The sequence below is a fragment of the Empedobacter sp. R750 genome (genome assembly GCF_030324345.1).
Classification (GTDB): domain Bacteria; phylum Bacteroidota; class Bacteroidia; order Flavobacteriales; family Weeksellaceae; genus Empedobacter; species Empedobacter falsenii_C.
This window is the reverse complement of the sequence record NZ_JACAGF010000004.1, coordinates 78203-92122: the sequence shown is the minus strand read 5'-3', so window position 1 is coordinate 92122 and position 13920 is coordinate 78203. Positions and strand designations below refer to the sequence as shown.

Sequence of the window (13920 nt, the reverse complement as noted above, 5' to 3'; positions counted from 1 at the left end):
TCTTATGAATATAGAGAAAACAAAAGTTCAGATGCGAAAAGGTGTACTGGAATATTGTATTCTCAGCATTATCAAAAAAGGAGATGCGTATGCATCTGATATCATAGACGAATTGAAAAAAGCAGAGATGATTGTTGTTGAAGGAACATTATATCCGCTTTTGACAAGACTTAAAAATGATGACCTTTTACAGTATCGCTGGGAAGAATCAACGTCAGGACCACCTCGCAAATATTATGCACTTACAGAGTTAGGTGAAAATTTTTTAAAAGAATTAGCTGAAACTTGGGAACAGTTAATTGAAGCCGTGAATAAAGTAACCACAGAAACGCACAAAAATGGATAAAACAGTATCAATAAGTATAGGAGGATTTTCTTTCGTGTTAGACGAAATCGCCTATAATAAATTAAAGACCTATTTACAAGATGTAAAAACTTCGTTGAGAGGAACGGAAGGTGTAGAAGATATTATTGAAGATGTAGAAATCCGTATTTCTGAATTATTTCGTGAGCGATTAAAATTTAGAGAAGTCGTAAACGAAGATGATATCAATTTTGTAATTGCTACGATGGGACATCCAGATCAATACAAAGTTGAAGAAGATGAAGAGAACGAAAAAACGTCTACAAATTCATCGTACAATTATTCGTCAAATAATCAATCGTATGGAGGACAACAAACTGGTGCGAAACGTTTGTACCGCGATCCAGATGATACAATTGTAACAGGATTGTCCTCTGGTTTGGCGCATTACATAGGTGTAGATCCTTGGTTTGTACGTTCTATTTGGTTAGTTCTGGGAATTTTAGGAATTTTCACAGCTGGTGTATCATTTTTATTGGTTTTGTTTTGCTACTTTATCTTGTTAATTTTTGTTCCAAAAGCAAAAACTACATCAGAGAAGTTACAGATGTACGGACAACCAGCAAACATTGATACATTAAAAAAAAACGTAGAACAAGCCAGTGAAGCTGTAGTAAGCGGAAGCAAAGAATTAAGTAATAAATTAGGTGGAGCCTTTGGCGTTTTTGGTCGAATTTTACTTTGGTTCATCGGATTTATCATTTTAAGTTCAGGAATTGGATTAATCATTGGAGGATTCTTTTTCTTCTTTACAACTTGGACAGAAATGCCAACAGAATTATTCGGTTACCTTGTTGAAGAAGAATGGATGAGTATGGCAGCCAAAATATTTGGAGGAATATTAATGGTAATTCCAGGTGTTTTATTGACAATTTTAGGTGTAAAATGTTTCTGGAATAAAGTTAAAGTAAGCAAAGCAGTTATCTTTGGATCAATCGCTCTTTGGTTTGTTGCATTATTTGCAATCATTGGAATTTCGGTAAGTACAGCAAGTAAATTTAGAAGTAATGTTGAAATGACTGAGGATAAAATTTTAAATATTCCATCAGATACACTTCAAATTCAATTTGTAAATAACGAAGACGGTAATTACAAATACAGCGGTTTTAATAAATTAGAACAATTGATTGATGAAAATGGAAATTTAGTTATTCCGATTTATAAAACTTTTGATATCGAAGAAAGCAATGATAATAACATTCATTTAGAAATTCGTTACTCATCAAAAGGAGGAAGCAAGGAAGAAGCGAAGCGTAATTTAGAGTCGATTAAATACAATTATCAATTGAATGGAAACAAGTTAAATTTAGATAATTTCGTTAAAATTCCTAAAGATGGTAAGTTTAGAGAGCAAACAGTTGATATCAAAATTTATGTTCCTAAAAATAAAGTAGTATTTGTTAAAAAATCTAACTCAGTAAATCTGCGTTCTGGACAATATGATACAGATTATATTAACGATGTGAATAACAATTATTTTGGATATAATGGAAAAAAATTCGTATGTTTGAATTGTCAAAAAGATTCAGATTCTGAGGACGATATCAATCTTGATTCAGAGGATCTAAACATAAATGTAAATGACGGAAACGATTCGGCGAGAGTTAGAATTGATAAAAATGGTATTCGTGTCGAAAGTAAAGACGGTTCAGTAGGACTAAATTTACCAAGAACTGAAAACAAAAAAGAAAAATCAAACCAAGAAATACACTATAAAGATGATACAGATTCTATTAACATTAACTACAGAAATCATTCAAATAATCGTTGATTTCTTTGCATAGACTTAAGAAGTATTTTAATTAATAATATTCAAAAAGAGACATTTCATTTCGGAATGTCTCTTTTTATTTTTGGTTACTTTGACTAATATCCGTTTCGAGTTTTGTATGTTTGCAAATGCATAAAGCATCATTTTATGAAAAAATTTTTAGGTAAACTTTTGTACTCATTAGGTGGTTGGAAATTAGATAATCATCTCGATTTATCGAAAGTAGATAAATGCGTTTTGGTTTGCGCTCCGCACACTTCCAATTGGGATTTTTACTACACTATTTTGGCTTTTTGGCAAATGGGAATTCCAATGAAAATGTTTATCAAAGATGCTTGGACAAAGCCTTGGTATGGATATTTTATCAAGAAAATGGGCGGAATCGGAATTGATCGTTCACAACGACATAATATGGTTGATTTTGCTTCAGATATTTTAAAAAAATCAGATAAATTATATTTAATCAATACACCAGAAGGAACACGTTCTCGTGCAGAAAAATGGAAAAATGGATTTTTCTATATCGCACAAAAAGCAGATGTTCCGATTGTTTTGGCTTATTGTGATTTCAAGAAAAAACGAGCTGGAATTTCAAAAATTGTGGATACAGAAAACAGAACTTTAGAAGATGTGATGGATGAAATTCAAGATTTTTACAAAGATGTTACGGCGAAACATCCAGCACTTTATAACCCAAAAATACATTAAATCATGAACGAACAAGATATTTTACAGAAGTTCAACGAAATGTCGAAAAATACATTACTTGAAACTTTAGATATAGAATTTACGGCAGTTGGAGAAGATTTTTTATCAGGAAAAATGCCTGTAACACCTAAAGTTCATCAGCCTTTTGGTTTGTTGCACGGCGGCGCTTCTATCGTTTTGGCAGAAACGTTGGGAAGTACTTTGTCTAATGTTATTCTAAATTCTGATGATTTTGTGGCGGTTGGTCAACATGTTGACGCAAATCATCTTCGTCCAAAGAAGGAAGGAATAATTTTTGGGCATGCAACAGTTGTAAAACAAGGTCGTACTTCGCATTTGATTAAGATCGAAATCAAAGATGAAAACGATAAATTAATCTGTTATACACATTTAACAAACGCCATTATTTCTAAAAAACATGTTTAAAAAATTTCAAGATAAACTTGAAAGATTAATTCAGAATCAAAAACAATTTCTTCTTTTTAGAAAACCAAATTCTACACAAGTGGAGTTGTGGGAAAATAAAGATTCTGAATCGGATAATAAGTTTATTTGTAATAGTTTCGATAATACAAAATTGGTTGAATTTAATGATGATGAGGTTATAGAAATTTCGATTGATGAATTACCAAATTTCGAACTTTCTCTACCAGAATCTGATCAAAATGAAGCTATTTCGTATGAAAATTATATTGATTTAATTCAAAAAACAGTTCAAGAATTACAAAGTGATTCACCAACTAAAAAAATTGTAATTAGTCGAATCAATTCACTTCCAGAAACGAATATTAATTTAGTTGAAACTTTCAAAAATTTACATCAACATTATCCAAATGCCTATGTGTATTTGCGATTTGATGCAGAAGAAGGTTGTTGGATTGGAGCTTCGCCAGAACTTTTATTGAAAGAAAATAACCAATTTATACAAACTGTTTCTTTGGCTGGAACAAAAGCAAAAGAAGATGAATGGACAGAGAAAGAATATCACGAACAACAAGTGGTAACCGATTATATTTCGTCAACTTTAGAACCTTATACATCTTACATCGATGTTGATGGTCCATTTTCTGTAAATGCTGGTTTTTTTGAACATTTGAAATCATTTATTTCAGCTCAATTAAAAGATAAATCACAACTGTATGATTTGTTGAAAGCCTTGCATCCAACACCTGCTGTAGGAGGAATGCCAAAAGATTTATCAAAAGATTTTATTCTAAAAAATGAAGGATATGATCGTACTTTTTATGCAGGTTTTATGGGTTTTCAAAATAAAACAGAATCAGAGTATTTTGTGAATCTTCGATGTGCGAAAATCTTTTCGAATAAAGTTAATTTATATGTTGGAGGAGGTATAATGCCTGATTCTATTCCGGAAAATGAATGGCGAGAAACAGAATTGAAATCAAAAACAATAGGAGAGTTGTTGGTGAAATCAAATTAAAAAATAACCTATAGTTTTATTAACTTTATTCTTAATTAATAGAAAAGCCTTAATTTCGAAAAGTTAAATTTTTAATCAAAAAACAAAATATATAATGGCAACAATCAATTGGCAAACGGTAAAGGAGTACGAAGATATCACGTTCAAGAAATGTGATGGTGTAATGCGTATTGCATTTAATCGTCCTGAAGTTCGTAATGCATTTCGTCCGAAAACTGTTTTCGAATTATTAGATGCTTTTCAATTAGCAGAAGAAGACCGTGAAGTTGGTGTAATTTTATTGACAGGAGAAGGACCATCTGCAAAAGACGGTGGTTGGGCTTTCTGTTCTGGAGGAGATCAACGAGTTCGTGGTGCAAAAGGTTATGAAGGACAAGATGGTGTTGGACGTTTGAATATTTTAGAAGTTCAGCGTTTGATTCGTTTTTCGACTAAAGTTGTTGTAGCTGTGGTAAACGGTTGGGCAGTAGGTGGAGGACATTCTTTGCACGTGGTTTGTGATATGACATTAGCTTCCAAAGAGCACGCAATCTTCAAACAAACTGATGCTGATGTAGCTTCATTTGATGGTGGTTACGGTTCGGCTTATTTGGCTAAACAAGTTGGTCAAAAACGTGCGCGCGAAATCTTTTTCTTAGGATTGAATTACTCTGCACAAGAGGCTTACGATATGGGAATGGTTAATTTAGTTGTTCCACATGATGAGTTAGAACAAGTTGCTTTTGATTGGGCACAAGAGATTTTAACAAAATCGCCAACGGCAATTAAAATGTTGAAATATGCATTCAATTTAGTGGACGATGGTTTAGTTGGACAACAAATTTTTGCAGGAGAAACAACACGTTTTGCATACGGAACAGAAGAAGCTGTAGAAGGTCGTAATGCATTCTTAGAAAAACGTCCAAGAGATTTTTCTAAATTTAGATAAGAAAATTTTCAAAATATAAACGAAAAGCGATGTTCAACATCGCTTTTTTTATTTCTATAAAATCAATTACTTTTACTCAAAACCTAATTAATTTGTGACAATAGATTTTCCTGTATCCATCGAAATTTTTGGACATTCGGTCTTAATTCATCCTATTCTCGAATCGGTCGGAATTTTTATTGCGATGCGTTATTATGCATTTCTTCGAAAACGTAACAAATCAAGTTTGTCTACAATTCAATCTTTCGGTATTATTATTGGCGCTTTAGTTGGTGCACTTTTGGGATCCAAAATAATTGGAACATTAGAAAATCCTCAAGCTTTTTTGGATGCAGAAAATCAATTTCTCTTTTTCTGGACAAGTAATACAATTGTAGGAGGATTGACCCTTGGTTTAATTGGTGTTGAGTTAACAAAAAAAATAATTGGTCACAAAGAAAGTACAGGCGATTTGATTGTTTTTCCATTAATTTTAGCGATGATAATTGGTCGAATCGGGTGCTTTTTAACAGGTGTTTACGAACAAACGTATGGAATAGAAACAACTTCAATTTTTGGAATGAATTTAGGCGATGGATTGATGCGTCATCCTGTTGCTTTGTACGAAATTGTTTACCTTCTTTTGCTTTGGATAGTTTTGAAGATTATTCAGGAAAAATATATTTATCCTTCTGGATATTTGTTTCAAATCTTTATGTTGGCTTATTTTTTATTTCGTTTTTGTTTAGATTTTATCAAACCAATTCATCCATTATTTTTAGGTTTAAGTTCTATACAATTAACATGCGTTTGTGTCATAATTTATTATATCTTTAAGTTATTACAAACTAAACCTAAATACATAAAATGATCTACGCAGTTATTTTTGCAGAAGGCGGTCTTGGAAGTGATTTTATTTATATTATCATTGCGATTTTGTTAGTGATTGCGATTATTGGTGGTGCTGTTGGTACATTAATTTCACTAATTATTAACTCAATTTCTGGACATAAAAAAGAAACAAAATATTATTTAATGGTTTTCGGAATGTGTGCTTTGATAACACTTATTATTTCGGGAATGGTTTGTGGTTCAATGTAAATCTTAGCCAATGTTAGCAGTTATTTTTTTACAAAATTTTATAAGTGAAGGAACTATAGAGTTTATTTTTTTTCTTGCTGTATTAGCTGTAATTCTTATAGCTTTTATAGGCTCAAGTTTTATTACTTTAATTTATAAATTAATTCAGAAAAATGTTAATCGAAAACGATTAATAGTATTATTTTTTATATTATTTATTAGTTTAATCATCTTGATATCAACTATTTTATTTTTTGTTATAAAAGATTTCATGTTTTCAAATTCATACTATGCCGGTTAGAAATTATACCTATTACGATTATACAATAAGTCTTTGTCCAGAATGTTTGAAACGAGTTGGTGCAAAAATTATCATTGAAGACGAAAATGTTTTTATGACAAAACGTTGTCCAGATCACGGTTTCTTCAAAACAAAAATTGCAACTGATGTCGATTATTACAAAAACATCAGAAATTATAACAAAGCTTCGGAAATGCCTTTGCATTTTGGGACGGATGTCGAATATGGTTGTCCGTACGATTGCGGTTTGTGTGTCGATCACGAGCAACATTCGTGTTTATCAATTGTTGAGGTGACAGATCGATGCAATTTAACATGTCCAACTTGTTACGCCATGTCGTCGCCACATTACGGTTCTCATCGTAGTTTGGAGCAGATTGAAGCAATGTTTGATACAATTGTAAAAAATGAAGGCGAGCCAGATGTGGTGCAAATTAGTGGCGGTGAGCCAACAATTCATCCGCAGTTTTTTGAGATTATGGAAATTGCCAAATCAAAACCGATTAAACATTTGATGTTGAATACAAACGGAATTAGAATTGCAAATGATCCTGGTTTTGCCGAAAAATTAGCAACTTATGCGCCTGAATTTGAAATTTATCTGCAATTTGATTCATTCAAAAAAGAAGTTTTAGAAGATTTTCGAGGAAAAGATTTGACAGATGTTCGAATGAAAGCTTTAGAAAAATTGAATGAATTAAATCTTTCTACAACTTTGGTTGTTGTGTTGCAAAAAGATAAAAATATTGATGAAATAGGGAAGATTATTGATTTTGCGCTTAAACAAAAATGTGTGCGTGGCGTGACGTTTCAACCTGTCGAAATTGCGGGAAGAAATAGAGATGATTCGGCTCACGAAAAAATTACATTGACAGAAGTTCGTCAAGAAATTATTGATCAATATCCACTTTTTAATTCAGATGATATTATTCCAGTTCCATGTAATCCAGATGCTTTGGCGATGGGTTATATGCTGAAATTGAATGATGAGGTAATTCCGCTTACACGTTATATTAATCCTGCGGATTTGTTGAATAACGAATCGAAAAATACAATTGTCTACGAACAAGATGAACAATTGAAAGTACAATTATTAGACATTTTTAGTACAGGAATTTCGGTTGATAAAGTGCAACCAAAAGTGAATCAATTACTTTGTTGTTTACCAGAAGTTTGTGCGCCCGAATTGGATTTAGATTACGATAATTTGTTCCGAATAATCATTATGAATTTTATGGATGCACATGATTTTGATGTTCGCGCTGTTAAAAAATCTTGCGTACATATCGTCAACAAAGATTTGAAATTAATTCCATTCGAAACAATGAATTTATTTTATCGCGACGAAAAAGCTGCTTATTTAGAAGAGTTGAGAAAAGAGGATAAAGTATTGTTTTAGTGATGATGACAAACTGCTTATTTTTTGGTGATAGTATTACCTACGGCGAATATGACGGAATTTTGGGAGGTTATGTAGAAATTTTGAAACGTTATTGTCATGCAGAATTTTATAACAACAATGCAAATGAAGTCAATTGTTTTAATCTCGGAATAGGAGGTGAGACAACAGAAGGGTTAATAAAACGATTTGAAATTGAGATAAAAGCACGTCTTTCTCCTGATGAAAATCTAATTTTCTTTTTTTATGGTGCAAATGATTTGGCCGAAAAAAATGATGTAGAATTGGTTTCACTCGCTAATTTCGAATCTAATCTTTTTGAAGTAATTTCTCAAGCTAAGGAATTTACAGCTAACATTTATGTGGTAAGTATTTTACCAATTTCTAAAACGGTTGATGGAATAAAAGTTCCTGAACGTAAATTTCGTACAACTCAGAAAATTGAATTATTCAATCAAAAGTTAAAAGATTTAGCGCTTCAAAATCAAATAGAATTTATTGATATTTTCTCACGTTTTAATCTAACTAAAGAAGAATTTCTTTCAAAAGACGGTATTCATCCAAATGAAAAAGGATATCAATTTATCGCAAATCAAATCAAACCGATTGTTGAAAAATATTTGTAAAATCTATTTTTGTTGAATTTGACTTCTATAATATGGAATCAAATAATCTTTAAAAAATAGAAATGAAATCGACCCAAATAAACAAGTAGTTGGCGCGTTTTGGCTTGTTCCTGTTGGTGAGATATAAGAAATTAATAACCCAACTAAATATCCGCATAAAGCGTAATAACTAAATTTTAGAATTGTTTTTAATGCTTTGTTTTTCATTTAATTAGTATTTTAATAAAGATATGATTTTAATTGATAGCAAACAAAATAATCTTTATTCATTATAAATAACTCATTTTGGTTTTGTAACTTTGTTCGTGAAAGTTTATGGTAATTTTTCAAATAAAAAATTAGTATTAACAAACGAAATTTTCTTCGGGGCAAGGCGAAATTCCTTACCGGCGGTTATAGTCCGCGACTCCTTTAACTTTGTTATGGGACTGATTTGGTGAAACTCCAAAACCGACAGTATAGTCTGGATGAGAGAAGAAAATTGAACACAACTTGTCACACTGAACTTGTTTCAGTGTCGCATTCTATATATGATGTGATTCTGAAATGAATTCAGAATGACAAACGCGTGTTTCGCCCTGAAGTGATGTTTCATGATAAAAACAAAAATCAAATGAAAACAATCACACAATTTGGCTCAACAACCAACGAAAGAATTGCAAATGCAATTAAAGATCTACAAAACGGAAAAGGAATTTTATTAATTGATGATGAAAATCGCGAAAACGAAGGTGATATCATTTTTCCTGCTTCCACCATTAAAGCATCAGATATGGCTTTGATGATTCGCGAATGTAGTGGAATTGTTTGTCTGTGTATTTCGCAAGAAAAAGCAAACGAATTGGAGCTAAATCCGATGGTTGAGAACAACAATTCGCGCTTTCATACGGCATTTACAGTTACGATTGAGGCAAAAGAAGGTGTAACAACTGGTGTTTCTGCTGCGGATCGTGTACAAACGATAAAAACGGCAATTCATCCTCAAGCAAAACCGACTGATCTTAATCGTCCCGGACATGTTTTTCCTTTAATTGCTCGTCCAAAAGGCGTTATGGAGCGACGTGGACATACAGAAGGAAGCATTGATATTGTGAAATTGGCAGGTTTGGGAAATGAGGCAGTTTTGTGCGAATTGACAAATGTTGATGGTACAATGGCGAAAGTTCCGCAAATTATAGATTTTGCCGAAAAACATGAAATGACTGTTTTAACAATTGAAGATATTTACGAATATCGTCTGCAATTAGAGGAGAAAAAACAATTAGAATTCGCTTAAATTAAACAATAAAATACATCATAAACTTTCAAAAATCTTCGGTAGAAATACGCGAAGATTTTTTTTGATTTTATACAAATTTATTAACTCAAATCAAGTGGGTTTTGAATAAAATCAATGTACATTTAAACACTTAAAATTCAAATTCAAAATGACATCAGAGGAGAAAGTTCCATCCGTTTGGAAAAATAAAGAATTTATTCCATTCATATTTTTAAGGTTTTCCTTAATCTTTGCTTTATTTATTCAGAGTACATCTGTTGCGTACGAAATTTTTAAAGTCACTCAGAAAGAAATTTTTCTTGGATTAATTGGTTTAGCCGAGTTTTTACCAATTCTTTTAACTGCTTTTTATGCAGGACAATTGGTTGATAAATTGGATAAAAGGATGATTTTAGTTCGAAGTATTGGTTGTTTTATGACCGCTTCTTTTGTGTTGATGATTGTTAATTTTCCATCAGTTCGGCAAGCAATCGGAATTCCTGTTTATTTGGGTATTTGTTATTTCGCATTTTTTATTTTAGGATTGACAAGATCTTTTAGTGGTCCAGCTTTATTTGCACTTTTAGCTTTAGTTGTCCGTAAAGAAAACTATACAAAAGCAATTCCAGTTTCTTCGTCTGCATTTATGATTGGATCAGTTTTAGGGCCTTTGGCAGGAGGAGTTATTTTAGCAAAATTTGGTATTGAAGCTGCTTTGATAACCGCTTTTATAATTATGTGTATTTCGATGGTGATGATATTGTTGATCTCTAAAAAACCAGCAGAAATATCTGAATCAGAATCAACAGAATCGCCAATGACACGTATCAAAGAAGGATTGAGATTTATATGGGGAACACCAATTATCTTAGCTGTTTTGAGTTTGGATATGTTTGCGGTTTTCTTTGGTGGAGCAGAATCGTTGTTGCCAGCTTTTGTAGAAAAAGTACTGAATCAAGGTTCTGAAGCTTTTGGATTATTACGTTCAGCACATGGAATTGGATCGATTATAATGATGTTTTTCTTGTCGATGATTCCAAGTTTATTGAAAGGAAATGTTGGACCAAAATTATTGGGAGCAGTCGCAATGTTTGGAGTTTGTATTATTTCTTTTGGATTTAGTCAAAATCTGTATTTATGTTTTGTGATTTTGATGTTTGGAGGAGCTTTTGATGCAATTTCGATGGTAATTCGTCAAAGTATTTTACAAATCAAAACGCCCGAAAATTTGAAAGGTCGTGTTTCATCTGTTAATTCAATATTTGTGAGTTCTTCTAACGAATTAGGAGCTTTAGAAAGTGGAATTGCTGCAACATTTTTAGGGTTAGTTCCTGGAATTATTTTTGGCGGAACGATGACAATTTTAACCGTAATTTTAATTGCATTTTTCATCAAACCTATTCGAAAAGTAACTTTAGAATAAAATATTCATATAAAAAGAAGTAAAGGTTTTAAAATAAAGGAAAGCGGATCAATTGATTCGCTTTTTTGTTATCTTTAAGAAAATAATTATCAATGAAATCTATTGTTTACTTTTTACTTTTAGGATTTGTTTTGTTGAGTTGTAAGCGAGAATTATCGCAAGATGAACGCGATAAATTGCGTCAAGATTCTATTCATCAAAAGATTTTAGCAATGGGAATGAATGCAGATTCTTCGTTTTCTTATAGAAAGTATAACAAAGCTTTAAATGATTATTATAGTAAAGATTCTTTAATGCCAGAACCTCCTTTTGATTTTGCTGAAGATCAATTTATATTTTATAATGATACTTTAATCTACTATTATAATAATGAGTTTCCTTATGATGATTTTTGTGGAACTCCTTCTTTTCAAGCTGAAAGGAATAAAGAAATTTATGAAGAATTTAAAGTTAAAAAGAAAGATCTAATTCTAATAAAATCAGATACAATAATTGATTTTATTAAAAGAATAGAACAGAAAACTGAAAAAGATAAAAGAATTCCAAAATCTATTATTATAGGAATAAATAAAGATTCAATTAAAAGCAAAGAGCTTCAAAAATTAAGAAAATATTTGATCAATACAGATTTTAGATATGTTTTTCGTCCGCTTTCAACGCGCGAACGTTTGGTAGCCGATGCGAAATTCAATAATACTTCCGAAGATTTTTCTAAAGTAAATTGGGATAGCGCTTATCACGAGGATTATAAGAAGTTTTATCCAGAAAACTAAAGCGTCAATCCTTCCAAATCATCAATGGTTCCGTTGTAGATATTCACATCAACTTTATAACGTTTTACGCCATCTATGGTTGCTTTTTCGGTAAATTGCCAAAAATCCCAATGACCTTTCATTTCTTGCACCCAAAAATTGTAATTGGCAATCCAAATAATGTAACCATCAAAATGGTTTTGTAAATAATCTTCGAAATATTTGTCCGACGTATAAATAATCGGCTTGATATCGTAATGCTCTTCAACAATTTTGCACCAATTCTTGATTCCTTCCACCAAACGATCCATAGATTGTGTTTTCGGCAAGGTTTCAATATCCAAAACTGGAGGCAAATCGCCATTTTCTAATTTTACTTTTGCAATAAAATTTTGTGCTTGTAAAGTCGAATTTTCGTCTGGACGATAAAAATGATAAGCACCACGTAAAATATTATTTTCTTTTGCACCTTCCCAATTATCCTCAAAAGTCTCATCAATAGACGAAGTTCCCATTGTAGAACGGATAAAAGCAAAATTTATCGGATACAAATTGTAAATCGTATGCATTTTCGTCCAATCAATTTTTCCTTGATAATGCGAAACATCAACACCAAAAGTTTTGAGATAATATTTATCCATCACCTCAATATTTCGGATATCAAATTTTGTGACTTTATCATCAACCAATTTTTCGCCTTTCAACGATTTTTCTACAACCGAAAAATAGTAATGAATACCATGGCGATAACGATACGCAAAATAAACAACGCACAAAATCAGCAAACTAATTACATAAGTCGAAAGTTTGATTTTTTTTAATGTATTAAAAATAGATTGTTGTGTTTTCTTTTTACGAGGCATTTTAGTAGTTGAAATAGATAAATTCTATGCAATATTACTTCAATTTTCGATGATAAAAAAAGTAAAATCTTCATTATCTTTGTTCAGTATGAAAAAATGGATATTAGCCGCAAGGCTTCGCACATTACCACTTTCTTTGAGTGGATTATTATTGGCTGGATTTATTGCAAAATCAGAAGGAATCTTTCGAAATGATATATTTTTCTTATCACTTTTAACAACTTTGGCTTTCCAAATTTTATCAAATTTCGCGAACGATTATGGCGATGCGGTAAAAGGAACAGACGCAAATAGAGTAGGAGAACAGCGTGCTGTTGCATCTGGACTGATTACACAAAACCAAATGAAAGTTGCCATCGGAATTATGGTTGCGATTTCTTTAGCTTGCGTTGTAGCATTGTTGTATGTATCTTTTTATCCAAATGATATGAAATACATTTACATTTTTCTTGGTTTGGGTGTTGCGTCTATTTTTGCAGCAATGGCTTATACAATGGGTAAAAAACCATACGGATATATTGGTTTAGGAGATATTTTTGTGTTCTTATTCTTTGGAATTTTAGCAGTTGCAGGTGGAGAATTTTTATATTCTAAAGTTTTTCAATGGCAAATTTTATTACCTGCAGCTTCGATGGGATGTTGGAGTGTAGCAGTGTTAAATTTGAACAATATGCGAGATGTGAAAAATGATGTCAAAAACAATAAAATTACGGTTGCATCAAAATTAGGTTTTCAAAAAAGTAAATATTATCAAATGGCTTTAATGACGATTCCGTTCGCATTAAGCGCATTATATGTAACGATGTCACCACTTAAACAAGGTAAATTATCTGGTTTTGTATTTTTAATTTTAATCTTTTTTGCAAACGCCATTCGTCGTCAAATTTTTGCAGTAAAAGATCCAAAAGATTTCGATCCATTCTTGAAACAAGTAGCAATGTTAGCTCTATTTTTCGCTGTATTGTTGGGATATAGCTTAATCGGTTTCGATTTTATTGATACTTTAATTCGTTAATCACAAAAAAAT

16 protein-coding genes and 1 riboswitch are annotated in these 13920 nt (G+C 31.6%); of the genes, 14 read left to right on the top strand and 2 right to left on the bottom strand.

From position 1 onward, the window contains the following. Window positions 1-4 precede the first annotated feature (4 nt). The 10 genes from HXZ74_RS05955 to HXZ74_RS05910 all read left to right on the top strand — a co-directional run bounded on the left by HXZ74_RS05955 (window position 5) and on the right by HXZ74_RS05910 (window position 8597). Entirely contained in the window at window positions 5-346 is a 342-nt protein-coding gene (locus HXZ74_RS05955; RefSeq protein WP_038332243.1) for a PadR family transcriptional regulator, read from the top strand. Then, window positions 339-2135: a PspC domain-containing protein gene (locus HXZ74_RS05950; protein WP_038332241.1), complete on the top strand. Its 1797-nt coding sequence runs from the start codon at window positions 339-341 to the stop codon at window positions 2133-2135. Before HXZ74_RS05955 ends, HXZ74_RS05950 begins: the two co-directional genes overlap by 8 nt. 147 nt (window positions 2136-2282) lie before the next feature. Beyond that, window positions 2283-2843, top strand: a complete 561-nt coding sequence (locus HXZ74_RS05945; RefSeq protein WP_286474307.1) for a 1-acyl-sn-glycerol-3-phosphate acyltransferase — start codon at window positions 2283-2285, stop codon at window positions 2841-2843. A gap of 3 nt (window positions 2844-2846) precedes the next feature. Further along, entirely contained in the window at window positions 2847-3269 is a 423-nt protein-coding gene (locus HXZ74_RS05940) for a PaaI family thioesterase (protein ID WP_180904798.1), read from the top strand. Next, complete coding sequence (locus HXZ74_RS05935; protein ID WP_286474305.1) at window positions 3262-4284, top strand: isochorismate synthase; 1023 nt, start codon at window positions 3262-3264, stop codon at window positions 4282-4284. The genes HXZ74_RS05940 and HXZ74_RS05935 overlap by 8 nt, the downstream gene beginning before the upstream one ends. 94 nt (window positions 4285-4378) lie before the next feature. Beyond that, a complete protein-coding gene (locus HXZ74_RS05930; RefSeq protein ID WP_114999699.1) occupies window positions 4379-5212 on the top strand; it encodes a 1,4-dihydroxy-2-naphthoyl-CoA synthase in 834 nt (277 codons plus the stop codon). Window positions 5213-5306: 94 nt separating this feature from the next. Next, window positions 5307-6062: a prolipoprotein diacylglyceryl transferase gene (locus HXZ74_RS05925; RefSeq protein WP_286474302.1), complete on the top strand. Its 756-nt coding sequence runs from the start codon at window positions 5307-5309 to the stop codon at window positions 6060-6062. Continuing rightward, the gene (locus HXZ74_RS05920) at window positions 6059-6292 is read left to right on the top strand and encodes a hypothetical protein (RefSeq protein ID WP_180904795.1); all 234 of its coding nucleotides are present in this window, start codon (window positions 6059-6061) and stop codon (window positions 6290-6292) included. Before HXZ74_RS05925 ends, HXZ74_RS05920 begins: the two co-directional genes overlap by 4 nt. Before the next feature lie 269 nt (window positions 6293-6561). Then, window positions 6562-7971, top strand: coding sequence for a radical SAM protein (locus HXZ74_RS05915; RefSeq protein ID WP_180904794.1), 1410 nt, complete (start codon window positions 6562-6564; stop codon window positions 7969-7971). 2 nt (window positions 7972-7973) lie between these two features. Beyond that, complete coding sequence (locus tag HXZ74_RS05910) at window positions 7974-8597, top strand: SGNH/GDSL hydrolase family protein (RefSeq protein WP_286474299.1); 624 nt, start codon at window positions 7974-7976, stop codon at window positions 8595-8597. Between the two features lie 3 nt (window positions 8598-8600). Here HXZ74_RS05910 and HXZ74_RS05905 read toward each other — a convergent pair whose 3' ends face one another. Further along, window positions 8601-8804, bottom strand: a complete 204-nt coding sequence (locus HXZ74_RS05905; protein WP_286474297.1) for a hypothetical protein — start codon at window positions 8802-8804, stop codon at window positions 8601-8603. Between the two features lie 148 nt (window positions 8805-8952). Beyond that, window positions 8953-9080: riboswitch (FMN riboswitch) on the top strand. A gap of 130 nt (window positions 9081-9210) precedes the next feature. On the opposite strand from HXZ74_RS05905, the gene ribB reads away from it, so the two are divergent. The 3 genes from ribB to HXZ74_RS05890 all read left to right on the top strand — a co-directional run bounded on the left by ribB (window position 9211) and on the right by HXZ74_RS05890 (window position 12051). Beyond that, window positions 9211-9873, top strand: a complete 663-nt coding sequence (gene ribB, locus HXZ74_RS05900; protein ID WP_286474295.1) for a 3,4-dihydroxy-2-butanone-4-phosphate synthase — start codon at window positions 9211-9213, stop codon at window positions 9871-9873. A gap of 151 nt (window positions 9874-10024) precedes the next feature. Continuing rightward, complete coding sequence (locus HXZ74_RS05895) at window positions 10025-11278, top strand: MFS transporter (protein ID WP_286474294.1); 1254 nt, start codon at window positions 10025-10027, stop codon at window positions 11276-11278. Window positions 11279-11370: 92 nt separating this feature from the next. Beyond that, the gene (locus tag HXZ74_RS05890; RefSeq protein ID WP_286474292.1) at window positions 11371-12051 is read left to right on the top strand and encodes a hypothetical protein; all 681 of its coding nucleotides are present in this window, start codon (window positions 11371-11373) and stop codon (window positions 12049-12051) included. On the opposite strand, the gene HXZ74_RS05885 is transcribed toward HXZ74_RS05890, so the two are convergent. Beyond that, entirely contained in the window at window positions 12048-12893 is an 846-nt protein-coding gene (locus HXZ74_RS05885) for a glycoside hydrolase family 25 protein (RefSeq protein WP_286474290.1), read from the bottom strand. The two genes, HXZ74_RS05890 and HXZ74_RS05885, sit on opposite strands and share 4 nt — an antisense overlap. Window positions 12894-12981: 88 nt before the next feature. On the opposite strand from HXZ74_RS05885, the gene menA reads away from it, so the two are divergent. After that, on the top strand, window positions 12982-13908 hold the full coding sequence (gene menA / locus HXZ74_RS05880; RefSeq protein WP_286474287.1) for a 1,4-dihydroxy-2-naphthoate octaprenyltransferase: 927 nt from the start codon (window positions 12982-12984) through the stop codon (window positions 13906-13908). Window positions 13909-13920: the final 12 nt, after the last annotated feature.